The sequence below is a fragment of the Streptomyces sp. NPDC001292 genome (genome assembly GCF_042896465.1).
Lineage (GTDB): Bacteria > Actinomycetota > Actinomycetes > Streptomycetales > Streptomycetaceae > Streptomyces.
Genome location: NZ_JBIAXG010000002.1, coordinates 57,686 through 81,052 on the forward strand (window position 1 = coordinate 57,686; position 23,367 = coordinate 81,052).

General features: G+C 71.7%; 17 protein-coding genes. 12 read left to right on the plus strand and 5 right to left on the minus strand.

What is annotated here, in order from left to right; genetic code table 11:
- Positions 1 to 138: 138 nt before the first annotated feature.
- Complete coding sequence (locus ACFY4A_RS03010; protein WP_390827678.1) at positions 139 to 1,170, minus strand: MerR family transcriptional regulator; 1,032 nt, start codon at positions 1,168 to 1,170, stop codon at positions 139 to 141.
- A gap of 293 nt (positions 1,171 to 1,463) precedes the next feature.
- Between ACFY4A_RS03010 and ACFY4A_RS03015 the strand changes: the two genes are divergently transcribed.
- From ACFY4A_RS03015 to ACFY4A_RS03030, 4 genes are all read left to right on the plus strand, one after another.
- Entirely contained in the window at positions 1,464 to 3,221 is a 1,758-nt protein-coding gene (locus tag ACFY4A_RS03015; RefSeq protein ID WP_390827679.1) for a diaminobutyrate--2-oxoglutarate transaminase family protein, read from the plus strand.
- Positions 3,222 to 3,574: 353 nt separating this feature from the next.
- Positions 3,575 to 5,503 (plus strand): IucA/IucC family protein, encoded by a 1,929-nt coding sequence (locus tag ACFY4A_RS03020; protein WP_390827680.1) that lies wholly within the window; start codon positions 3,575 to 3,577, stop codon positions 5,501 to 5,503.
- Positions 5,504 to 5,547: 44 nt separating this feature from the next.
- Positions 5,548 to 6,288: a GNAT family N-acetyltransferase gene (locus ACFY4A_RS03025; protein ID WP_390827681.1), complete on the plus strand. Its 741-nt coding sequence runs from the start codon at positions 5,548 to 5,550 to the stop codon at positions 6,286 to 6,288.
- Positions 6,289 to 6,433: 145 nt separating this feature from the next.
- Positions 6,434 to 8,407 (plus strand): ATP-dependent DNA helicase, encoded by a 1,974-nt coding sequence (locus ACFY4A_RS03030; protein WP_390827682.1) that lies wholly within the window; start codon positions 6,434 to 6,436, stop codon positions 8,405 to 8,407.
- Positions 8,408 to 8,574: 167 nt separating this feature from the next.
- On the opposite strand, the gene lexA is transcribed toward ACFY4A_RS03030, so the two are convergent.
- Entirely contained in the window at positions 8,575 to 9,354 is a 780-nt protein-coding gene (gene lexA, locus ACFY4A_RS03035) for a transcriptional repressor LexA (protein WP_390827683.1), read from the minus strand.
- A gap of 564 nt (positions 9,355 to 9,918) precedes the next feature.
- Between lexA and nrdR the strand changes: the two genes are divergently transcribed.
- Together nrdR and ACFY4A_RS03045 are read left to right on the plus strand one after the other, a co-directional pair.
- Positions 9,919 to 10,473 (plus strand): transcriptional regulator NrdR, encoded by a 555-nt coding sequence (gene nrdR, locus ACFY4A_RS03040; RefSeq protein WP_390827684.1) that lies wholly within the window; start codon positions 9,919 to 9,921, stop codon positions 10,471 to 10,473.
- 159 nt (positions 10,474 to 10,632) lie between these two features.
- The gene (locus ACFY4A_RS03045) at positions 10,633 to 13,527 is read left to right on the plus strand and encodes a vitamin B12-dependent ribonucleotide reductase (protein WP_390827685.1); all 2,895 of its coding nucleotides are present in this window, start codon (positions 10,633 to 10,635) and stop codon (positions 13,525 to 13,527) included.
- A gap of 63 nt (positions 13,528 to 13,590) precedes the next feature.
- Here ACFY4A_RS03045 and ACFY4A_RS03050 read toward each other — a convergent pair whose 3' ends face one another.
- Positions 13,591 to 14,124, minus strand: coding sequence for a TerD family protein (locus ACFY4A_RS03050; protein ID WP_390827687.1), 534 nt, complete (start codon positions 14,122 to 14,124; stop codon positions 13,591 to 13,593).
- Between the two features lie 157 nt (positions 14,125 to 14,281).
- On the opposite strand from ACFY4A_RS03050, the gene ACFY4A_RS03055 reads away from it, so the two are divergent.
- The 5 genes from ACFY4A_RS03055 to ACFY4A_RS03075 all read left to right on the plus strand — a co-directional run bounded on the left by ACFY4A_RS03055 (position 14,282) and on the right by ACFY4A_RS03075 (position 18,414).
- Positions 14,282 to 14,887 (plus strand): YdbC family protein, encoded by a 606-nt coding sequence (locus tag ACFY4A_RS03055; protein WP_390827688.1) that lies wholly within the window; start codon positions 14,282 to 14,284, stop codon positions 14,885 to 14,887.
- A 115-nt stretch (positions 14,888 to 15,002) separates the two neighbouring features.
- Positions 15,003 to 15,671 carry a histidine phosphatase family protein gene (locus ACFY4A_RS03060; RefSeq protein WP_390827689.1) on the plus strand — a complete coding sequence of 223 codons (669 nt, stop codon included), beginning with the start codon at positions 15,003 to 15,005 and terminating at the stop codon, positions 15,669 to 15,671.
- Positions 15,672 to 15,674: 3 nt separating this feature from the next.
- The gene (locus tag ACFY4A_RS03065) at positions 15,675 to 16,583 is read left to right on the plus strand and encodes an ADP-ribosylglycohydrolase family protein (protein ID WP_390827690.1); all 909 of its coding nucleotides are present in this window, start codon (positions 15,675 to 15,677) and stop codon (positions 16,581 to 16,583) included.
- Positions 16,584 to 17,014: 431 nt separating this feature from the next.
- Entirely contained in the window at positions 17,015 to 17,716 is a 702-nt protein-coding gene (locus ACFY4A_RS03070) for a ribonuclease HII (RefSeq protein ID WP_390827691.1), read from the plus strand.
- A 68-nt stretch (positions 17,717 to 17,784) separates the two neighbouring features.
- Positions 17,785 to 18,414: a hypothetical protein gene (locus tag ACFY4A_RS03075; protein WP_390827692.1), complete on the plus strand. Its 630-nt coding sequence runs from the start codon at positions 17,785 to 17,787 to the stop codon at positions 18,412 to 18,414.
- Positions 18,415 to 18,587: 173 nt separating this feature from the next.
- On the opposite strand, the gene ACFY4A_RS03080 is transcribed toward ACFY4A_RS03075, so the two are convergent.
- Positions 18,588 to 19,202: a hypothetical protein gene (locus ACFY4A_RS03080; protein WP_390827693.1), complete on the minus strand. Its 615-nt coding sequence runs from the start codon at positions 19,200 to 19,202 to the stop codon at positions 18,588 to 18,590.
- A 261-nt stretch (positions 19,203 to 19,463) separates the two neighbouring features.
- Positions 19,464 to 21,629: a RecQ family ATP-dependent DNA helicase gene (locus ACFY4A_RS03085; RefSeq protein WP_390827694.1), complete on the minus strand. Its 2,166-nt coding sequence runs from the start codon at positions 21,627 to 21,629 to the stop codon at positions 19,464 to 19,466.
- A gap of 165 nt (positions 21,630 to 21,794) precedes the next feature.
- On the opposite strand from ACFY4A_RS03085, the gene ACFY4A_RS03090 reads away from it, so the two are divergent.
- Positions 21,795 to 23,348, plus strand: coding sequence for a DUF4192 domain-containing protein (locus tag ACFY4A_RS03090; protein WP_390827696.1), 1,554 nt, complete (start codon positions 21,795 to 21,797; stop codon positions 23,346 to 23,348).
- Positions 23,349 to 23,367 lie beyond the last annotated feature (19 nt).

Sequence of the window (23,367 nt, forward strand, 5' to 3'; positions counted from 1 at the left end):
ATCTCACGGTGTGCGCGAACGGCACCACACACTATGCGCTCGGCGTGGGGGACCGCCGACGGAACGGCAACGGTTTCGCTACGGGCAACGGTTTCGCCACGGGCTGTCCGGTCTGGCAGTTCGTCCGAGTCCTGCCCCTCAGCGCGCCCGTGGGGCGTGCGCCACGGCACCGTCGTCACCGCAGAGGCGGCTCAGGGTCCCGTCCCGCAGGCCGACGCAGCGCGTGAAGCCCCCGCAGGCCCGCCGCTCCCAGCCCGGACCGGCGGGCAGGATGGCAGGCCGCCTGCGCGCCCCCGGCGCCCCCCATTCCAGAGCCGCGACGTACCGGGCCAGCGGCACCGACGCGGTGGAGCGGGCCTGCGACCACAGGACCACGGCGGTCGGACCGGTGCGCCGGACACAGGCCAGCAGGGCCTCCACCGGCACCGCGGCGCCCAGCATCCGGGTCGGCACCCCGCGCTCGCCCAGCGCCGCGTTCAGCGCCTCGAGGGGGAGGGAGTGCTGCTCACCGGGCGCGCAGGCCAGCACCACCGGCGGAGCGTCAACCCGCGCCGCGGCGCGCGGCAGCAGCAGCGGAATGCTGCGCAGTGCGCTCGACACCTGCCAGGACAGCAGGTGCTCCACCTCCACGTACCGGTCGCCGGACGACTCCCACTTGCGGCCCACCGCGTGCAGGGTCGGCACCATCACCTCCTCCCACGCCACCGTCAGCCCGTACCGCCTGACCGCCTCCAGCAGCCGGCTCTCCAGCTCCGGCGAGTCCAGGCGCACCGCGGCGCGGGCCAGGCCCCGGCACTCCTGCCGCACGTCGCCCAGCGGCAGCCCGCTGCCTGCGCCCCCGCGGCGGGTCGGCTCCCCTGCCTCGGGCGGGGGCGCAGGCTGGGCGGAGGTCTCGGCGGCGGACGGTTCGGCTCGTCCCGCCGGGCCGTGCCTGAGGCGGGTCACCCGGGCGGCCTCGGCGGGTGGCGCGCCCGCCGCCGTCAGCCGGCACATCTCCTCCACCATGGCGACGTCCTGGGGACTCCAGCGGCGATGCCGTCCCTGCGCCCGCACGGCGGGCCCCAGACCATAGCGGCGGTCCCAGGAGCGCAGGGTGGTCGGGGAGACGCCCAGGCGGCGGGCCAGGGCACCCGTGGTCAGGTTTGCCACGGCAGGTGTTTCGTCGCCCATTACCCGCACCCCGCTCCGCCGGCTTTCCCTGCGATCCCCATTGTCCGATGTGAGACCGACGTGAGTCACTCTCGCCACGTCCGGCCCAGGGCGCCGACCCGCAACGTTCCATGGTGGCGAGGATCTTGAGCGCACCCGTAACCGTGCGGACCGTCCGGGGTTGTAGCGGTGAGGGTCCTGATGTCTGCGTCCGGGACCCCGTGCCGCGGGCAGCGACCCGCCGCGGCAGCGAGAGGCCGGCGCCTTGCGTCAGTGGCAGGCGACGCCCTGGGACAGCGGGAGGACAAGAAGCCGTGACCGTGACGGAGTCTGCGCCCGGAGGCTGCGCGTGCACGGGGGCGCGCGCCTCGCTCAAGGCGATCCTGCGGCGGCAGGCGGTGCGCGAGTCGGCGGCGCGCACCTACGCGCGCGCCCTGCCGATCGTGCCCGTCCGGGCCCGCGGGCTCACCATCGAGGGCGCGGACGGCCGCCGCTATCTTGACTGCCTCTCGGGCGCGGGCACCCTCGCCCTCGGCCACAACCACCCCGTGGTCCTGGAGGCCATCCGCAAGGTCCTCGACTCGGGCGCGCCCCTGCACGCCCTCGATCTCGCCACACCCGTCAAGGACGCCTTCGTCACCGAGCTGTTCCGCACCCTGCCGCCCGGACTCGCCGACCGGGCGCGCGTGCAGTTCTGCGGCCCGGCCGGCACGGACGCGGTGGAGGCCGCCTTCAAGCTCGTTCGGGCCGCCACCGGCCGCACCGGAATCGTGGCCTTCTCCGGCGCCTACGACGGAATGACCGAGGGAGCGCTCGCCGCCTCGGGTCACGCCACCGACGTACGGGTCGCGCACCTGTCCTACCCGCAGGACTACCGCTGCCCCTTCGGCGTCGGCGTCGGCGGCGCACGCGGGGCCGAACTCGCCGCCCGCTGGACCGAGTCCGTCCTGGACGACCCGAAGTCGGGCGTACCGCTGCCCGCCGGGATGATCCTCGAACCCGTCCAGGGCGAGAGCGGGATGATCCCCGCCCCGGACGAATGGATGCGGCGCATGCGCCGGATCACCGAGGACCGGTCCGTGCCACTGATCGCCGATGAGATCCAGACGGGAGTGGGCCGCACGGGCACCTTCTGGGCGGTGGAGCACAGCGGTGTGACACCGGACGTGATGGTGCTGTCCAAGGCCATCGGCGGCAGCCTTCCGCTGGCCGTCGTGGTCTACCGCGACGACCTCGACGTCTGGGAACCCGGCGCCCACGCGGGAACGTTCCGCGGCAACCAGCTCGCCATGGCCGCGGGCACGGCCACCCTGGCCCATGTCCGGGAGAACCGCCTCGCCGAACGCGCGGCCTCCCTCGGTTTCCACATGCTGACCCAACTCCGCGACCTGGCCGGCCACTTCCCCTGCGTGGGTGATGTGCGGGGACGGGGGCTGATGATCGGCCTCGAGCTGGTGAACCCGGAGGGTGAACCGGAGAGGGACGGTGGGGGTCGGGCGGGGGCTGGCCTGAGAGGAACCGGCGCGGGGACGGCGGGGACTCCGGGGAGCTTCGGGGCAGTGGCGGCAGGTGGGACGACGGTGACGGTGCTGGGCGATGCCATGGCAGGGGCGCAACCCAGGGTCGGGAGCGCCGGGGCTTCGGGGGACGAGGGACTGGGCCGCGGCGGAGGCCGAGAGCTGCCCTTTTCGAGGGGCGGCGGTTGGGACGGCCCCGCCGGCGTCACGGGCGCCGGCGTCGGCGTGGCTGGCGGTGTCGATGACAGCCCGGCTGCCGGGCCGACGTTGCCCCGCGTCCGAGAGCCCCGTCCCGCCGCACCGGAACTCGCCGCCGCCGTCCAACGGGAATGCCTGCGGCGGGGCTTGATCGTCGAACTCGGCGGCCGCCACGCGAGCGTCGTACGGCTCCTTCCCCCGCTGACGATCACCGACGAGCAGGCCGCCGCGGTGCTCGGCCGCCTGGCCGAAGCGGTCGAGGCGGCGGCCCGGAGCCAGACCGGCCGAGACGGCCAGGAGCACCGGACCCCGCGGAGACAGCCGCGACCCACCGGCCGCTCGGAAGGCGCGGGGTAGCTCCCACGCCCGCGGCCATCGGCGGGCACCCCTGGGGGCGAGCCGTCCGAGCCGACGCCGGCCCCGCTCGGCCGACCGGACCGAGCCATCAGTGCCGGAGTCGGACGAATGAGCCGAGCGGCTCGTCCGGCACCCGTCGCCCGCCCCGCCGAACCCTGAACCCCGGGACTGGACGGACCGCCGAAGGCGACCGCCCCGCCCCGCCGCCCAGCAGCCCCACCGGCACCCTCCGAAACCTCCAGGTCCTCACTCCCTCCAAGCCCTCACCGCTTGGTCCGTATCGCCCCACCGTCGCCCGGCCGGCCCGTCAACTGCCGGACGCGTCGACCCGAACGTCACCCTGAGGAGCCGTCTTGAACCTCACCCCCACCCCCCACGGCCGCTCCCACACTCACAACCCGGCCGCGACGGTCCCCCGTCAGCCGAGAAGGACTTCGGCCGCCCTGCGGCCCGAAGGCACGGCCACCGACCCCCTGGAACACCCCGACCCGCACACCGCCGCCCAGGTCTCGGCCGTGGAGAACCTTCTGCGCTGCTGGGTGCGCGAGACCGGCACCGCCGCTCCCGGCTACGGCACCCTCCGCATCCCCCTCCGAGCCAGCGGGACGGCCCTGCTCGTCCCGATTCACCACTGGTCCCCGACGGGCTGGCACCGCTTCGGCCTTCCGTACCTGGCCGACGCCCCGGAGGACGCCGCGCCGGCCGACGCCGTCACGGTCGCGACCCTGCTCGTGCGAGAAGCCCGCACCAGGAACCGTGCCCCCAGGGCCTCGCAGGCGTCGACGGCCACCGACCCGTCTCCGAACCGGACTTCGGCCGAGCCTTCCGACACCGCCGCCCTCGACCTCGTCGCCCGTGTCGCCGACTCCGTTCGTGGCACCACCCTCTTTCTGCGCGACCGCCGGCACCGTCCCACCGACGGAACCGACCGCTTCCTCTCCGCCGAGCAGGCCCTCCTGCTCGGACACCCGCTGCACCCGACCCCCAAGAGCCGCGAGGGCCTGTCGGAAGCCGAAGTCCGCCACTACTCGCCCGAAATGCGAGGCTCCTTCCCGTTGCACTGGATGGCGGTCGCCCGCTCCGTACTCGCCACCGACTCGGCCTGGACCGAACGCGGCCGGACCGTACCCGCCGACCTGCTGAGCGCCCGGCTCGCCGGAGCGGGGCTGCCCCTGCCCGACGGATACATCGCCCTGCCGCTGCACCCGTGGCAGTTGCGCGAGGTGCGCCACCGCGCGGGCACGGTGGCCCTGCTCGACGCGGGACTGCTGCGCGACCTGGGTCCCTACGGGCCGCCCTGGCACCCCACCTCCTCCGTACGCACCGTCCACCGCACCGGCGCGGCCGCCATGCTCAAGCTGTCACTGGGCCTGCACATCACCAACTCCCGTCGCGAGAACCTCCGCAAGGAACTGCACCGGGGTGTAGAGGTCCACCGGCTGCTGCGCAGCGGCCTCTCCCAGCAGTGGCGCGCGGCGCACCCCGGCTTCGACATCGTTCGCGACCCGGCCTGGCTGGCCGTGGACGACCAGGACGGGGCACCCGTGCCGGGTCTGGACGTGATGATCCGGCACAACCCGTTCAACCCGTGGGACGACGTCTCCTGCATCGCGGCACTCGTGGCACCCCGGCCTTACCCCCGGGCCGGCGCCCCCCTCTCTCTGCGTTCCCGTCTGGCCGAGGTCGTCACCAGCCTCGCCGTCCGCACCGGGCGCCCGCCGAGAGCCGTCGCCACCGAGTGGTTCCTGCGCTACCTCGAGCAGGTGGTCCGCCCCGTGCTGTGGCTGGACGGCGAGGCCGGAGTCGCCCTGGAGGCGCATCAGCAGAACACGCTGCTCCTGCTGGACGACGAAGGCTGGCCCGCGGGCGGTCGCTACCGCGACAACCAGGGCTACTACTTCCGCGTCTCCCGGCATGCGGAGCTCGACGCCCGGCTGCCCGGCATCGGCGAGCACAGCGACACCTTCGTCTCCGACGACGTCACCGACGAACGCTTCGCCTACTACCTCGCCGTCAACAACGTGTTCGGTCTCATCGGCGCCTTCGGCTCCCAACGGCTCGCCGACGAGCGGTTGCTGCTGGCCGCCTTCCGCCGCTTCCTGGCCGACGCGGCCTCGGGCCCCGCCCGCATGCGCTCCACCCTGCCGGCCCGTCTGCTCGACTCCCCGGTCCTGCGCTGCAAGGCCAACCTGCTGACCCGGCTGCACGGCCTCGACGAACTCGTCGGCCCGGTCGACACCCAGTCCGTCTACGTCACCATCGCCAACCCCCTCTACCTCTGACCCACTCCGACTCCCGCAAACCCGTCTTCCGAGAGGAGCGCGCCATGCCTCCCACCGATGCCGGCGCCGCCACCGGGCAAGCGCCGAAAACCCCTCCGCACCCCCGTCCGACCGAGGCGGGTGCAGACGGAGAGGACACGCTCCACATGCGCCTGCCGGACGACTTCGTCGCGCGCTTCGGGACGACGACCGGGACGGACACCCCGGCCATGGCCGACCTGCTCGACGGCTTGGGTGACTGGGGCCCCACCCTCACACCTGTCGGCGCCTTCCAGCTGGTTCCCGTCCGGCTCGAGCGGGACCTGCCGCTGATCAGCCGCTGGATGAACGACCCCGCCGTCGCGGAGTTCTGGCAGCTGGCCGGGCCGCAGGAGGTGACCGAGACCCATCTGATCGCGCAACTCGACGGCGACGGTCGCAGCGTCCCCTGCCTCGGCCTGCTCGAGGGCACGCCGATGAGCTACTGGGAGATCTACCGGGCCGACCTCGATCCGCTGGCCCGGTACTACCCGGCCCGGCCGCACGACACCGGTATCCATCTCCTCATCGGCGGCGTCGCCGACCGTGGCCGGGGGCTCGGCAGCACCCTGCTCAGAGCCGTGGCCGACCTGGTACTCGACCGACGTCGCACATGTGCCCGCGTCCTTGCGGAACCCGACCTTCGCAACGCACCCTCCCTGGCCGCTTTTCTGAGCGCCGGTTTCCGGTTCGCCGCAGAGGTCGACCTGCCCGCAAAGCGGGCCGCCCTCGTGATCCGCGACCGGTCCCTGCGTGATCTGCTGTGACAGCGAGCCACAGTGTCATCACTTTTGGTACACCGTTCGGCCAGATCCGGTTCCCACCCAGCCGGATCCGAGTGAGAGACATCGAGCCACCGGTCCCCGCCTTGATCGCCCGATTGTCAGTCCCGAGCCGTAGGGTGGTCGCGCTATGACGAAGCCCTCCCTCCCCGAACTCCTGCATGCCGCCGTCGCCGCCGTCGGAGGTACGGAGCGCCCCGGCCAGGTGACCATGGCCCAAGCCGTCGCGGACGCGATCGACGACGGCTCGCATCTGCTGGTCCAGGCCGGCACCGGCACCGGAAAGTCCCTCGGCTACCTCGTGCCCGCCCTCGCCCACGGGGAGAGAGTGGTCGTGGCCACCGCCACCCTCGCCCTCCAGCGCCAGCTCGTCGAGCGGGACCTGCCGCGTACGGTCGACGCCCTGCACCCGCTGCTGCGCCGCCGCCCGGAGTTCGCCATGCTCAAGGGCCGGTCGAACTATCTGTGCCTGCACCGCCTGCACGAGGGCATGCCGCAGGACGAGGAGGAGGGCCTGTTCGACCAGTTCGAGGCGGCCGCGCCCACCAGCAAGCTGGGCCAGGATCTGCTGCGGCTGCGCGACTGGGCCGACGAGACCGAGTCCGGCGACCGCGACGACCTCGCACCCGGAGTGTCCGACCGGGCCTGGGCGCAGGTGTCGGTCTCGTCGCGCGAGTGCCTGGGCGCCTCCAAGTGTGCCTACGGCGCCGAATGCTTCGCCGAGATGGCCCGTGAGCACGCCAAGCTCGCCGAGGTCGTGGTCACCAACCACGCGCTGCTCGCGATCGACGCCATCGAGGGCGCGCCGGTCCTCCCGCAGCACGAGGTGCTCATCGTCGACGAGGCACACGAACTCGTCTCACGAGTCACGGGCGTCGCCACCGGTGAGCTCACCCCCGGACAGGTCAACCGCGCCGTACGCCGTGCTGCCAAGCTGGTGAACGAGAAGGCCGCCGATCAGCTGCAGACCGCCGCCGAGGGCTTCGAGCGCCTGATGGAGCTCGCCCTGCCCGGCCGCCTGGAGGAGATCCCCGAGGACCTCGGCTATGTGCTGCTGGCACTGCGGGACGCCTCGCGCAACGTCATCTCCGCGCTCGGCGCGACCCGTGACCGGTCGGTCCAGGACGAGGACGCCGTCCGCAAACAGGCACTGGCCTCGGTGGAGAACGTGCACGACGTGGCGGAGCGCATCACCAACGGTTCCGAGTGGGACGTCGTCTGGTACGAGCGCCACGACCGCTTCGGCGCCTCGCTGCGCGTCGCCCCCATGTCCGTGTCGGGCCTGCTGCGGGAGAAGCTCTTCGCGGACCGCTCCGTCGTCCTGACCTCCGCGACCCTCAAACTCGGCGGCGACTTCAACGGCGTCGGCGCCTCCCTCGGTCTCGCGCCGGAGGGCACCGAGGGCGACGACGTGCCGCCGTGGAAGGGCGTCGACGTCGGCTCGCCCTTCGACTATCGCAAGCAGGGCATCCTGTACATCGCCACGCACCTGACGCGTCCCGCGCGGGACGGTGACCGGGGCGACATGCTCGACGAGCTGTCGGAGCTGATCCAGGCGGCGGGCGGACGGACGCTCGGCCTGTTCTCCTCCATGCGGGCGGCCCAGATGGCCGCGGAGGAGCTGCGCAGCCGCACCCCCGAGTTCCCGATCCTGCTCCAGGGCGAAGAGACGCTGGGCGAACTGATCAAGAACTTCGCTGCGGACCCGAAGACCTGCCTCTTCGGCACGTTGTCGCTCTGGCAGGGCGTGGACGTCCCCGGGCCCAGCTGCCAGCTGGTCGTCATGGACAAGATCCCGTTCCCGCGCCCCGACGACCCGGTGATGAGTGCCCGCCAGAAGGCCGTGGAGGACGCCGGTGGCAACGGCTTCATGGCGGTGGCCGCCACCCACGCGGCGCTCCTCATGGCCCAGGGCGCCGGACGTCTTGTACGGGCCTCGGGTGACCGGGGCGTGGTCGCTGTCCTGGATCCGCGTCTGGCGACGGCCCGGTACGGCGGCTATCTGAAGGCGTCGCTGCCCGACTTCTGGTACACCACGAACCGCAACCAGGTGCGCAAGTCGCTGGCGGCCATCAACGCGGTGGCCGAGCAGGAGGGGAAGTGATCGCCGGGTAGCCTGACCGGCGCCGGTCAGGCTACCCCGCGATCCGAAGCGCGGTGGCCGGGGCCGCTTGGTACGGGGGCGATGCACAGCACAGAGCCCCGGAACCGGCGCAGAGGTCCCGGGGCCCGATCAAGGGGGCAGGTGGGCGAGCCCGCCCGACGCGGTTCTCACACGCGCCGCAGCACCGCCACCACCTTGCCGAGGATGGTCGCGTCGTCGCCCGGGATCGGCTCGTACGCCGCGTTGTGCGGGAGGAGCCAGACGTGGCCGTCCTCGCGCTTGAAGCGCTTGACGGTGGCCTCGCCGTCGATCATCGCGGCCACGATGTCGCCGTTCTCGGCGACCTGCTGACGGCGGACGGTGACCCAGTCGCCGTCGCAGATCGCGGCCTCGATCATCGAGTCACCGACGACCTTGAGGACGAACAGCTCTCCGTCACCGACCAGCTGCCGGGGGAGGGGGAAGACGTCCTCGACCGACTCCTCGGCGAGGATGGGACCACCGGCCGCGATCCGGCCGACCAGAGGGACGTACGACGCGGCCGGCTTGCCGACCGTGTCCGTCGGCTGCAACGTGGTGGCCTGGTCCGAGCCGCGGACCTCGTAAGCACGCGGACGGTGCGGATCACGCCGCAGGAAACCCTTGCGCTCGAGCGCCATCAGCTGGTGTGCGACCGAGGAGGTGCTGGAGAGGCCGACCGCCTGCCCGATCTCCCGCATGGACGGCGGGTAGCCGCGCCGTTGCACGGAGTCCCTGATGACCTCGATCACTCGGCGCTGACGGTCGGTGAGGCCCGAACTGTCCGCTCGGATGCCCGGAGGTCGGCCCGGCAAGGAGCGCTTGTGCCCCTCGGGATTCGTGGCTTCGTTCATCGCATGCACCGGCTCGAGTCGGCCCTGGGAGCGGTCCTGGGCAGTGATGGTGGCACTGTCTGCGGTGGTGGTCACGTCGGCCCCTCTCGATGGTCTCCCTCCGGCACAACGGTAGTTGCTTTCGAAAGGTTGCGCCAAACACACGTTCGAGTGAAAAAACGCCGACTGCCGGACTTGATCACGTTTCTGAATGTATGGGCAACGCGGCGCCCGGCAGGCAAAAGGGCTCATTGCTGTACTCTTCACCGCCGGGATGGCGACCTCGTGGGGTGCCGTCCCAGTCTGCCATCCGGTGTCCCGTCAACCGGGCGCCGCCTACTGTCTGCCCGGGAGTCCCACGCGTCCTCCGTGCGGCGCTCACGGTATCTCCGTAAGCTCCCCGGCGGGCGCGGGCGCCACCGGCGTGTTGCCCGTGGCGGCTCCGGCGCAGGGTGCGCGGCGGTATCCGTGCGACACGCGCGCTTCTTCTGCCCGTATGGAGTCAATCCCCACATGTAGTGGTTGGATGGCTATGGCAGCCCACAGATTGTGTTCCCCCCGGTCTTCGGGCCGATGTTCATCGCTTATGCTTGTGCCTGCTTCGCGGGGCCCATGGGCTTGGTGAGGCTATTGAGTCTGCTGTGAGGAGGGTTGGAGTCCATGCACTGCCCCTTCTGCAGGCACCCCGACAGCCGCGTGGTCGACAGTCGTACGACGGACGACGGCACGTCCATCCGCAGGCGCCGCCAGTGCCCTGACTGCTCCCGTCGGTTCACGACAGTGGAGACGTGCTCGCTCATGGTGGTCAAGCGGTCCGGAGTCACCGAGCCCTTCAGTCGGATCAAGGTCATCAACGGTGTGCGCAAGGCATGCCAGGGACGGCCCGTCACCGAGGACGCGCTCGCCCAGCTGGGCCAGCGGGTCGAGGAGGCGGTGCGCGCCAGCGGGAGCGCCGAGGTGGCCGCTCATGACGTGGGGCTCGCCATACTCGGCCCCCTGAAGGAGCTCGATCTCGTCGCCTATCTGCGGTTCGCGTCCGTCTACCGGGCGTTCGACTCGCTCGAGGACTTCGAGTCCGCCGTCGCGGAGCTCAGGGAGGGAACGGGGCACCCCGCCGCGCAGGACGGCGACGGCGCTGGTGCGGGGGGCCAGGAAGACGGCCGCGGGCGCGGTGGGACGGCTGAGGTCCCCCTGCCCGCAGGCGCCGCCGACTGAGCAGCGGGCCGGTCCGGACGCCGCGTCCGGATCCGGCTCAGCGGCGGTGAGGAAAACCGGTCGCGGGTGGCAGCGAGGGTGCCCGCGGCACCAGACAGAACACCGTGCTCCGGAACACAGGGGCACTTCAGGGCGTTTACGCCCGTACAGGGAGGCGGCATGACAGAGACGGCGAGCGGTCCGGCACGAGGTTCCCGAGCCAAGGGCGCCAAGGCCAGCAAGGGGCTGCGTATCGAGCGCATCCACACCACCCCCGGCGTGCACCCGTACGACGAGGTGGCCTGGGAGCGCCGTGACGTCGTCATGACCAACTGGCGCGACGGCTCGGTCAACTTCGAGCAGCGTGGCGTCGAGTTCCCCGACTTCTGGTCGGTGAACGCGGTCAACATCGTCACCAGCAAGTACTTCCGCGGTGCCGTCGGCACCCCGCAGCGCGAGACCAGCCTCAAGCAGCTGATCGACCGCATCGTGAAGACGTACCGGAAGGCCGGCGAGGACAACAAGTACTTCGCCTCGCCCGCCGACGCCGAGATCTTCGAGCACGAGCTGGCCTACGCCCTCCTGCACCAGATCTTCAGCTTCAACAGCCCCGTCTGGTTCAACGTCGGCACCAAGCAGCCACAGCAGGTCTCCGCCTGCTTCATCCTGTCCGTCGACGACTCCATGGAGTCGATCCTCGACTGGTACAAGGAAGAGGGCATGATCTTCAAGGGCGGCTCCGGCGCCGGCCTGAACCTCTCCCGCATCCGCTCCTCCAAGGAGCTGCTCTCCTCCGGCGGCAACGCCTCCGGGCCGGTCTCCTTCATGCGGGGTGCCGACGCCTCCGCCGGCACCATCAAGTCCGGCGGTGCCACCCGCCGCGCGGCCAAGATGGTCATCCTCGACGTCGACCACCCCGACATCGAGGACTTCATCGAGACCAAGGTCAAGGAGGAGGAGAAGATCCGCGCCCTGCGCGACGCGGGGTTCGACATGGACCTCGGCGGCGAGGACATCACCTCCGTCCAGTACCAGAACGCCAACAACTCGGTCCGCGTGAACGACGCGTTCATGAAGGCGGTCGAGCAGGGCGGAACGTTCGGCCTGCGCGCGCGGATGACCGGCGAGGTCATCGAGCAGGTCGACGCCAAGGACCTGTTCCGGAAGATGGCCGAGGCCGCCTGGGCCTGCGCCGACCCGGGCATCCAGTACGACGACACGATCAACCACTGGCACACCTGCCCGGAGTCCGGCCGCATCAACGGCTCGAACCCCTGCAGCGAGTACATGCACCTGGACAACACGTCCTGCAACCTCGCCTCGCTGAACCTGATGAAGTTCCTCAAGGACAACGGCAAGGGCAACCAGTCCTTCGACGTCGAGCGCTTCGCCCAGGTCGTCGAGCTGGTCATCACGGCGATGGACATCTCCATCTGCTTCGCGGACTTCCCGACCCAGAAGATCGGCGAGAACACGCGCGCGTACCGCCAGCTCGGCATCGGCTACGCCAACCTCGGCGCGCTGCTGATGGCGACGGGCCACGCCTACGACTCCGACGGCGGTCGTGCCCTCGCCGGTGCCATCACCTCCCTGATGACCGGTACCGCCTACAAGCGCTCCGCCGAGCTCGCCGCGGTCGTCGGCCCGTACGACGGCTACGCCCGCAACTCCCAGCCGCACCTTCGGGTGATGAAGCAGCACTCCGACGCCAACGCCACGGCCGTCCGCATGGACGACCTGGACACGCCGGTCTGGGCCGCCGCCACGGAGGCCTGGCAGGACGTGCTGCGGCTCGGCGAGAAGAACGGCTTCCGCAACTCCCAGGCGTCCGTCCTCGCGCCCACCGGCACCATCGGCCTGGCCATGTCCTGCGACACCACGGGTGTCGAGCCCGACCTCGCGCTGGTCAAGTTCAAGAAGCTGGTCGGCGGCGGCTCGATGCAGATCGTCAACGGCACCGTCCCGCAGGCCCTGCGCCGCCTGGGCTACCAGGAGGAGCAGATCGAGGCGATCGTCGCCCACATCGCCGAGCACGGCAACGTGATCGACGCCCCCAGCCTCAAGCACGAGCACTACGAGGTGTTCGACTGCGCCATGGGCGAGCGCGCCATCTCCCCGATGGGCCACGTCCGCATGATGGCCGCGATCCAGCCGTGGATCTCCGGCGCCATCTCCAAGACGGTCAACATGCCGGAGTCGGCGACCGTCGAGGAGGTCGAGGAGATCTACTTCGAGGCGTGGAAGCTGGGCGTCAAGGCGCTCGCCATCTACCGCGACAACTGCAAGGTCGGCCAGCCGCTCTCCGCCAAGAAGAAGGAGGAGGAGAAGGCCGAGATCGCCGAGAAGGCCGAGGGCACGATCCGCAGCGCGGTCGAGAAGGTCGTCGAGTACCGCCCGGTCCGCAAGCGCCTGCCCAAGGGCCGGCCCGGTATCACCACCTCCTTCACGGTCGGCGGCGCCGAGGGCTACATGACCGCCAATTCCTACCCGGACGACGGTCTCGGCGAGGTCTTCCTGAAGATGTCCAAGCAGGGATCGACCCTCGCGGGAATGATGGACGCCTTCTCGATCGCCGTGTCGGTGGGCCTTCAGTACGGCGTGCCGCTGGAGACGTACGTCTCGAAGTTCACCAACATGCGCTTCGAGCCGGCCGGTATGACCGACGACCCGGACGTGCGGATGGCGCAGTCGATCGTCGACTACATCTTCCGCCGCCTGGCGCTGGACTTCCTGCCCTTCGAGACGCGCTCCGCGCTTGGCATCCACTCCGCCGAGGAGCGTCAGCGCCACCTCGAGACCGGCTCCTACGAGCCGACCGACGACGAGGTCGACGTGGAGGGCCTGGCCCAGTCTGCGCCCCGGCAGACCGACCTGAAGGCGGTCGCCACGCCGAAGGCCGAGGTCGAGGCGGCCAAGCCCGCCCCCAGGCAGGCGCACACCAGTGCCGAACTGGTGGAGATGCAGCTGGGCATCCAGGCCGACGCCCCGCTGTGCTTCTCCTGTGGTACTAAGATGCAGCGGGCCGGCTCCTGCTACATCTGCGAGGGCTGCGGCTCGACCAGCGGTTGCAGCTGACCTGACGGGTACGCCGTGAAGTAAGGGGCGTCGGCCTTGGGCCGCGCCCCTTACGCGTATCGGCTACGACGGGCGGGCCCGGCCCATGCTGCGTGTGAACGTCTCCGGGTCGTCCTCGAAGCCGTGGACGCCGGGGTGGAACTCCCAGTTGCCCGCCTCGTTCCGCGCGAACTCCGCGACCGTGGCCGCCGTCGCGCCGAGCACGCCGCCGAAGTCGTCCTCGGCGAGGACGGTGTACCCCTCACGGACGCGCATTCCCGGAGCGAGCACCGCGGCGAAGGTGCGATGCGCCGGACGCTGCTGGATGACGACGCCGACCACCACGCGCGCGTAGCCTTCGCCGAGCCGGTCGAGTTCCAGCGTCATGACCTCGTCCCACCCGAAGCCCTGGCCGTCCCTGCTGTCCCGGTTGAGATAGATGGTGCCGTCGGGGGAGCGGCTGTCGAAGTGCACCACATGGGCCGGATCGCCATGCGGGTCGCCGGCCCTGTAGGTCGCGGCGACCAGATCCAGATCAGTGGGTGGCTGTCCCGCGGGACTGGGATCCCACTTGACCGCGACCTCGACCTTGCCGATCCCCTTGCTGAATCCGCTCATCTGACTCCCCTTGACCGACCCCGTGCGCCACTCTGCCTCAACTTCCCTTCCCCGGGCGCTTGTTGTCCATCGTGCCACGCGCGCGCGGGGGCGCTCGCGCGGGCGCTGTCCCCACGGGAGTGACCGAGGCCACGTCCCAGGGCCTTACCATGGCGCGGTGCTGGTCAAGTGGATTCGCTGCACCGTGGTGGACCGCCGGGGCTTCGAGCGGGGGCAGCGGAAGTGGGCGGGGCTTCTGGGGGAGCCGGGGTTTCGGGGACAGGGGGGCGGTTGGAGCCGGGTACGGCCGGGTGTCGCGCACATCTTCGCCTTCTGGGAGAGCCGTGCCTTCTACGACTCCTTCATGGCCCGCTCCCACGACCGGCTGGCGGCGGCACAGGCCGGCACCTTCAAGGACTCCCAGGTCCGGTTGTTCGACCACCGGTTCGACGTGAAGACGGGCTTCGAACCCCGCTTCGCGGACGCCGATCTGCTGCGGGTCGCCCTCTGCCAGGTCCACGAGGAGCGCACCGAGCACTTCACGCTGATGCAGGAGAAGGTCTGGAACCCGGCGATGGCCGGATCGCCCGGCATGGTGCGCGGGCTGTTCGGTGAGGCTCCCGGCAACGAGTTCCTCGTGCTGTCCATGTGGCAGTCCTCGGCCGAGCACGGCAAGTACCGCACGGAGCGCGTGGAGCGCCTGGCGCTGCGCGCCCAGACGGAGGCCGACATAGCGTCGCTCACGGGTGACATCGTGGAACTCGAGAGCACCTGGACGGTTTGACGGCGGACGGTCGTCCGCGGGTTTGTACGGCGCGTGACGTGCGATTTGTGTGATGTGCGCCGTGCGAGGCCCGCTCGGCTCCTCGATCGGCGCCGACCCGATCTACTGTTCTGGCATGGCACGACCACGGCGCATCATCCTTGTCCGGCACGGCGAGTCAACGGGCAACGTCGATGACTCCGTGTACGAGCGCGAGCCGGACCACGCGCTGGCGCTCACCGAGCGGGGCCGGCGACAGGCCGAGGAGACCGGCAAGGAACTGCGGGAACTGTTCGGACGCGAACGCGTGAGTGTCTACGTCTCCCCCTACCGGCGCACCCACGAGACCCTCCACGCCTTCCACCTGGACCCCGACCTCATACGTGTGCGCGAAGAGCCGCGGCTGCGCGAGCAGGACTGGGGGAACTGGCAGGACTGCGACGACGTACGCCTCCAGAAGACCTACCGGGACGCCTACGGGCACTTCTTCTACCGCTTCGCCCAGGGCGAGTCCGGAGCCGATGTCTACGACCGGGTCGGCGGCTTCCTGGAGAGCCTCTTCCGCAGCTTCGAGGACCCCGACCACCCACCCAACGTGCTCCTGGTGACCCACGGCCTGGCGATGCGGCTCTTCTGCATGCGCTGGTTCCACTGGACCGTCGCGGAGTTCGAGTGCCTGTCGAACCCGGGGAACGCCGAGATGCGGATGCTCGTTCTCGGGGACGACGGCAAGTACACGCTCGACCGCCCGTTCGAGCGGTGGCGCGAGCCGGAATCGTACGGGATCACTGGACGGAGCGGCTGAGCGATGACCCCTGACTCCTCTCCGGGCGTGCGCCTGGAGCGCGCCCTGGCCAGCGTGCGCGGGCTCGCGGTGGGGGACGCGCTCGGCTCGCAGTTCTTCGCTCCGGTGAACTATCCGCTGCTCAGGCGCCGCGAGCTGCCGTCCGGCCCGTGGCGATGGACGGACGACACCGAGATGGCCTGCTCCGTCATCACCGTCCTGGCCGCCCACCACCGAGTCGACCAGGACGCCCTGGCGCAGTCCTTCGCCCGGCGTCACGCACCGGAGCGCCGATACGGCGCGGGGACGGCCGGGCTGCTGCGGCGGATCAGTGAGGGCGGTGACTGGCGCACACTGGCGCCTGCGCTGTTCAAGGGTCACGGGTCGTGGGGGAGCGGCGCCGCGATGCGCACGGCGCCCCTGGGCGCCTGGTACGCGGACGACCCGGAGCAGGCCACCCACCAGGCCGAGATCTCCGCCTACCCCACCCATCAGCACCGTGAGGCCGTCGTGGGCGCCATGGCCGTGGCCGCGGCCGCCGCGCTGGCCGCCGCCCCCGGCGGACCGCCGAGCGCGGAGGCACTGCTCGGCGGCGTCATCGACCTCGTACCGGCCAGGAGCGCTGTCGGCGCCGGTCTGCGGCGCGCCCGCGACATGCTTGACTACGGCGACGTGGCCACCGTCGCCGCGGTCCTCGGCTGCGGACGGCGCACGACGGCGCACGACACGGTGCCCTTCGCGCTCTGGTCGGCCGCCCGGTCTCTGGCCGACTTCGAGGACGCCTTCTGGGCGACCGCCCGGGCCGGCGGCGACGTGGACACCACCTGCGCCATCGTGGGCGGAGTGCTCGCTTCGGGGAAGCCCGGGGCCCCGCCCGCCGAGTGGGTGCGGCGCACGGAGGCGCTGCCCGACTGGGTTCCGTTGTCCGTGTGACCTCTGCTTCGCGGGCCGTTGTCGGCGCAAGGGTCGAGCGCCCGGTGCGTCACGGCTTCACGCTTCGCACGTCGATTCACGAATGCGACCCGATGCGGGCGAAGTGCTTCCAAGCGTGATCTCCGAAAGGGCGGTCGAGCCGACCATCAAGCTTTTTCCGGACGTCTTCGCCCCTGGAATACGACCAGGAGAAGCGAGGTCCGACGCGGCGAACAGTCTTGCGCGCGAGGGCGTCCGGAACGCGATGACGTGTCGAGACGGAATGTGCGCGAGCGAAGGAGCGGGCCCTGATCGCGAAGAGGTGACCAGCCGGCCGATGGTTCCGCCACCGCCCCTGACCGACCCCTGACCGTCCGGGCGCGGGGCGGCGTGGTTCTCGAGGGAAACCGGGGTGTCGCAGCGGGATCCGGGCAGCGTACGCTAAGGGCGCCATGCCGTACGAACCACCCACTCACACCGTCGAGCGCTCTCTCAGGGCAACGACCGGAGCGAAGGTCATTGCCGGTGTCGACGAGGTGGGGCGCGGCGCTTGGGCCGGCCCCGTCACCGTCTGCGCCGCGGTCACCGGACTGCGCCGGCCGCCCGTGGGGCTCACCGACTCCAAACTGCTGACCGTCAAGCGACGCACCGAACTCGCCGCGGAACTGCAGACGTGGGTGACCGCGTACGCCCTCGGGAACGCCTCTCCGGAGGAGATCGACAACCTGGGGATGACGGCGGCGCTGCGGCTCGCAGCCGTGCGCGCCCTGGAAGGACTGCCCATCCCCCCGGACGCGGTCATCCTCGACGGGAAACACGATTACCTCGGCGCCCCCTGGAGGGTCCGTACGGTCATCAAGGGCGACCAGTCGTGCGTGGCCGTCGCGGCGGCTTCGGTGATCGCCAAGGTTCACCGCGACAAAATGATGGCCGTACTGGGTATCGAGCATGCAGACTTCGGCTTCGCGGCCAATGCCGGATATCCGTCGCCCGTGCACAAGGCCGCGCTGGAGGAGCGGGGACCCACCCCGTACCACCGGCTGTCGTGGGCGTATCTTGATGCGCTGCCCCGGTGGCGGCACCTCAAGAAGGTCCGCGTCTGGGCAGACGGAGGCGTTCCGGAGGTCGAGGGTCAGCTCGGCTTCGACTTCTGATCGTTCCGTTCGGCCCGATGTGCCACCCGCCCACGCGAGCCGCACCAACGTTTGATAAATATCAGCCCATGCCTCTCATTCCCGAGGAGCCTCAGATTCACGAGAGTGCCCAGGGTCCCCGCGCCACGCCGTCCGCCGGCCGCACCGCGCCGACCCCCCGCCCCGTTCCCGGCCCCCGTCCCGCGGCTCCGCCGCGCCCCGGTCGTCCAGGTCCCGCAAGGCCCGCGCCGCCGGCGCAGCGCGCGTCGCGGGAGTCGGTCCCGGCCAAGCCCGGGCCGTCGCGGCCGACCGCCCCTGCCGCCTCGGCGACCCCCCAGATCCAACTGGTCCCGGCTTCCGCCGACGGCGCGCTCGACGCCGCCGAGGAAGCGGTCGACCTGCTCCTGGAGTCCGGCCGTGCCCCCGGCGACGTACTGTTGATCACCACCGGTGAGCCGCATCCGTGGGCCGCGCACGAACTGTCCTTCGGTGAGGCGTCCTACTGGGCGCAGCACGACGCGCGCGACGACGTGTTCTACGCGGACGCCGCCGTGGCCTCGCGTGCCGCGTCCCGCCCCGTGGTCGTGGTCGCGGTCAACGGCGGCCCCCAGGCCGCTGGTGCCAAGGCCCTGGCCCTGGCACTCACCAAGGCCGGTGCGCTGCTGGTCGTCTGCGGCGACCCGCAGCAGATCAACTCGGTGCTGGGCGCGGCTGTCTGAGCCGCGTCCGGCCCGTCCGGCGGCTTGAGCCCGTCCGGCGGTCCTGAGCCTGTCCGGGGGCCGAGGGAAGGCAACGTCGTGCCCGCCGCGCCGTACTACTGGCGGCGGGGCCTTCGGTGTGCGCACTCCGGTTCGGTCGCCGGCATACGCGTACGACGGGGGCTTGCCGTCCGTCAGCGTGCCGCCGCGCGGCGCAGCACCTCGGAGGCCGCGCCGCCGGTGCGCGGCAGCGGGGACGGAGTCTCGGCGGTGCCGAAGGGCTCGGGTGCCGAGTGCGCGTGCGGCCGCCGGCCCCCGCGGCCCTCGCCGAGGACCTGCCAGCCGTCCCGGGTCAGCGTGATGTACGCCCCGCAGCGCAGCCCGTGCAGCGTGCAGGCGTCACGCAGCCCCCACATCCACGCACCGTCCTCCTCGGTCCAACGGGCGTCTCCGTCACGGCAGTAGAGCAGTACGGCGGTGCGCACCGGGGTGCGGCGCCGCAGGTCGTGCGGGATGACCTGGCGCAGTTGCGCCAGCAGCGCGTTGCGGAACATCCAGCCGTCGGCAGGTACCGGCCGGTGGGCGAAGGAGGCGCTCGCCCGCAGCCGCTCGTCGGGGTCGAGGACCGCGACCACGGCGGTGGCGGGCCTGGGGTGGTGCCGGGCGTGCAGTCCGCTGACGACCTCCCGCGGATTGCGCAGCAGAGGGATGCCCGCGGCCGCCCACTCCGCGGGTTCGAGCACACGGTGGACGGAGGTGGCGGACGTCGACAACGATGCCGCCGAGGACGGAGCGAATCCGAAGGTCACGTTCCTCCCTTCGGCTACGCGCCCATACAACGGGCGGGATCGGATTCGGGGGAGCGCACGCCGCAGGAGAGCCCTACCGGCCAACGGCTGAGCCGTGCGGGGAGCGGACTTCGATTCTTCCTGTCGAACTTGGATGCGGCAACGAGCAATTGAGGGCACCGGCCGTTATCGGGCGGCCCATGGCTTATATCCCTACCCGGTGCTCGCCCCGCGACTCCTGGGGCCGCCCGCGTCGTGCACGTGGGCCGCAGACGTGTCCCATCAGCCCTGCACCGCCAGGACCAGCGGCATCACCGCCTGTGTGCCGGTCTTTCTCAGCAGACGGGCGGCGACCGCGAGGGTCCAGCCGGTCTCGGTGAAGTCGTCCACGAGCAGCACCGGGCCGGGGTTGGCGGCAAGGGCGGAGACCAGGGCGGGTGGTACGGTCAGCGCCCCGTCCAGCGCCTTCAGACGCTGGGCGCTGTTGCTACGCGGCACCCGCGGCGCGTCCGGCGTGTACTCCACGCCGCCCAGTAGCGGCAGGCGGCCGACCTCCGCGATGTGCGCGCCCAGGGAGTGGATCAGCCGGGGCCGGGTGCGAGAGGGCATGGTGACGACGCCGACCGGGCGCGGCCGCGCGTCCACCGTGCCCGGGGCCCAGCCGCCGGGGCCTTTCGCCCAGTCGGCCAGCACACCCACCACGGCACGCGCCACGTCCTCCGGCAGGGGCACGTCGGGTGCGTGGTGCGCGAGCATCGGCCGCAGCCGGTTGCCCCAGCCGATGTCCGAGAGACGTCCCAAAGCCCGTCCCTCAGCGGCCTGTTCACTGGCCGGGATCCGCCCCCTGAGATCGACGCCGACCGCCGGCAGGCCCGTCGGCCACATACGGCGCGGCTGCACCTCCACACCGGCCCGGCCGAGGTCCACGCGCGCGGCGTCCACCGCCGCGGTGGAGGTGTCCGCGGTGAAGCGGGCGCCCGCGCAGTTGTCGCAGCGGCCGCAGGACCTGGCGCTGTCGTCGTCGAGCCGGCGTTGCAGGAACTCCATCCGGCAGCCCGTCGACGCCGCGTACTCGCGCATCGCCTGCTGCTCGGCCTCCCGCTGCCGCGCGACCCACTCGTACCGCTGCGCGTCGTACGTCCACGGCCGGCCGGTCGCGATCCAGCCGCCCTTGACCCGCTTGACCGCTCCGTCCACGTCGAGCACCTTGAGCATCGCCTCCAGCCGGGAACGGCGCAGCTCGACCAGGGGCTCCAGGGCGGGCAGCGACAGCGGCCCCTCCGCGCGGGCGAGCACGTCGAGGGTGCGGCGCACCAGATCCTCGGAGGGGAAGGCGAGCGACGCGAAGTACTCCCAGATCGCCTCGTCCTCCTTCCCGGGAAGCAGGAGCACCTCGGCGTGCTCCACGCCGCGGCCCGCGCGGCCCACCTGCTGGTAGTAGGCGATGGGGGAGGACGGCGACCCGAGGTGCACGACGAAGCCGAGGTCGGGCTTGTCGAAGCCCATGCCCAGCGCCGAGGTGGCGACCAGGGCCTTGACCTTGTTCGCGAGGAGATCCTCCTCGGCCTGCTGCCGGTCGGCGTTCTCCGTCTTGCCCGTGTAGGACGCGACCGTGTGGCCGCGCTGCCGCAGGAAGGCGGTGACCTCCTCGGCCGCGGCCACCGTGAGCGTGTAGACGATTCCGGAACCCGGCAGTTCGCCGAGGTGGTCGGCGAGCCAGGCCATCCGGTGCGCGGCGTCCGGCAGCCGCAGCACGCTCAGGCTGAGGCTCTCCCGGTCCAGCGGACCACGCAGCACCAGGGTGTCGAAGGCGTCGCCGGTCCCCAGCTGTTCCGCGACGTCCGCGGTCACGCGCGCGTTGGCGGTGGCGGTGGTGGCGAGGACGGGGACGCCGGGCGGGAGCTCGGTGAGCATGGTGCGCAGCCGCCGGTAGTCCGGGCGGAAGTCGTGGCCCCAGTCGGAGATGCAGTGCGCCTCGTCCACCACGAGGAGTCCCGTCGCCGCGGCGAGCTTGGGCAGGACCTGGTCGCGGAAGTCCGGGTTGTTGAGCCGCTCGGGGCTGACCAGGAGGACGTCGACCGCCCCTTCGGCGATCTCGCCCTGAACGGTGTCCCACTCCTCGGTGTTCGCCGAGTTGATCGTCCGGGCGTGGATGCCGGCGCGCGCCGCGGCCTCGACCTGGTTGCGCATGAGGGCGAGCAGCGGGGAGACGATCACGGTGGGGCCGCTTCCGCGGGCCCGGAGCAGGGAGGTGGCCACGAAATAGACCGCGGACTTGCCCCAGCCGGTGCGCTGCACGACCAGGGCTCGGCGCCGGTCGGCGACCAGGGCCTCGATCGCCTTCCACTGGTCCTCGCGCAGTCGGGCCGTGCCCGTGCCGTCGGCGACCAGGCGGGCGAGGACCGCGTCGGCCGCCTTCCGGAGGCCGGCGTTGCTCGTGTGCTCCATGCGTCCCATACAACAGGACGGCACTGACAACCGGGAAAGCCCGGGGCGGTCGGGAGCCGGCGTTCGGCGGGGCGGAGCCGGAGCGCGGGCCAGGGCTGACGTGTCCTCGTCCAGAGTTGTCCACAGGGTCAAGCGGACTTTTGCATTCCGCGAGATCGTCGGCACATGACGAATCACAGCGAAACCACTGGATCCTTCGAAAACGGTGACATCGCGTACGACGGATCCGCCCCCGAACACCAGGTCACCCTCCGCACCCCGGCCGAGCTTGCCGACGCCCTGCCGTATCTGCTCGGGTACCGCCCCGAGGACAGCATCGTCCTGGTCGCGCTGAACGACCGGGGCGGGCGCGGCCGGTTCGGTGGCCGTGCCCGGCTCGGCATTCCCGCCAGCAGGGACGACTGGCCCTTCGCCGCCCGTCAGCTGGCCCACGGCCTGATCACGGGCAGCGAGCGCAGGGGTGCCAAGCCTGGGCAGATGGTGGCCTTCCTCTGCCAGGAGCCGGCGGCGGGCGAGTCGGGCCGGGACGTCGTGCGGCGGCTGGAGCCGCTGGCCCAGAAACTGCGTACGGAATGCGGCCGCCTCGACGTCCCCGTGATCGAGGCGCTGTGCATCTCCGGCGGGCGCTTCTGGTCGTACTGCTGCCCGACCGACGGATGCTGCCCCGACGAAGGGCTGCCCATGGGACTGCCCGGCACCTCCGTGCTGGCCGCCGCGGCGGCGTACGCCGGCATCCAGGTCAGAGGCAGCCTGAAGGAGCTGCGGGCCAGGCTGCTGCCCTGGGAGACCGCCGCGGCCCTGGAACAGGAGATCGCCCTGGACGCCGCCGGCCTGTCCCTGGTGCCCAGGATCCTCGACGAGGCCGAGCGCGGGTCGGTGGCCGAGGAGACCCTGAAACTCGCCGAGCGCGTCATGACCCGGTTCGCCGAGGCGCCCTTCGTGCCCGGTGCCGCCCGTGCGGACCTCCGTGACGACCAACTGCTCGACCACGAGGAAGCGGCATCGCTGATCCTGGGCCTCCAGGACCGTACGACACGGGACCGTGCGGCGGAGTGGATGGAGGGTGACGAGGCCGAGCCGGCACTGCGGCTGTGGCGGGCGCTCGCCCGCCGTTGCGTCGGCCCGTACGGGGAGCACGCCGCGGCGCCCCTGACCCTCGCCGGCTGGGTGGCCTGGTCGGCCGGGGACCAGCTGGAGGCGCGGGAGGCCCTGGCCATGGCGCTGGGCGCGGACCCCGACTACCTCTTCGCCCGCCTCCTGCACCAGGCCTGCAACGAGGGGCTGGACCCCGAGTCGGTCCGGCGCTGCCTGCGCGCGGAGCGCCGTGGACGCGCACGGTCGACGGTCGCGGACGCCGGTGCCGTCGCGGAAGCGGTCGTGGCCGAGACCCCGCAGGACGAACCGGCCCCCAGGGGCGACACGGCCACTGTGGGCGACAGGGGCGCCGCGGTGCCGCACGAAGTGAGCGAAGCCGGTGGCGGCGCTGTGCCGGCCGGGCCGGACCCCGTGTCCCGCCGTTGCCGCCGGACGCGCGTGGGCGAATCCGTCCCGGCCGGGTCGCGCCCCGCGACCTCGCGGACCGACGGCGCATGCCCGGGTCCCTCCAGGGCGCCGGGTCGTCCGCGTACGCGCACTTCGGGACGAGGTGGTCCGCGTCGCCGCGGCGCCGACAGGCCGGGTGCCGACCGGGGGAGCGGCGCCACCGAGAGGCACCCGTGAACGAACGCCCGCGGGGCTC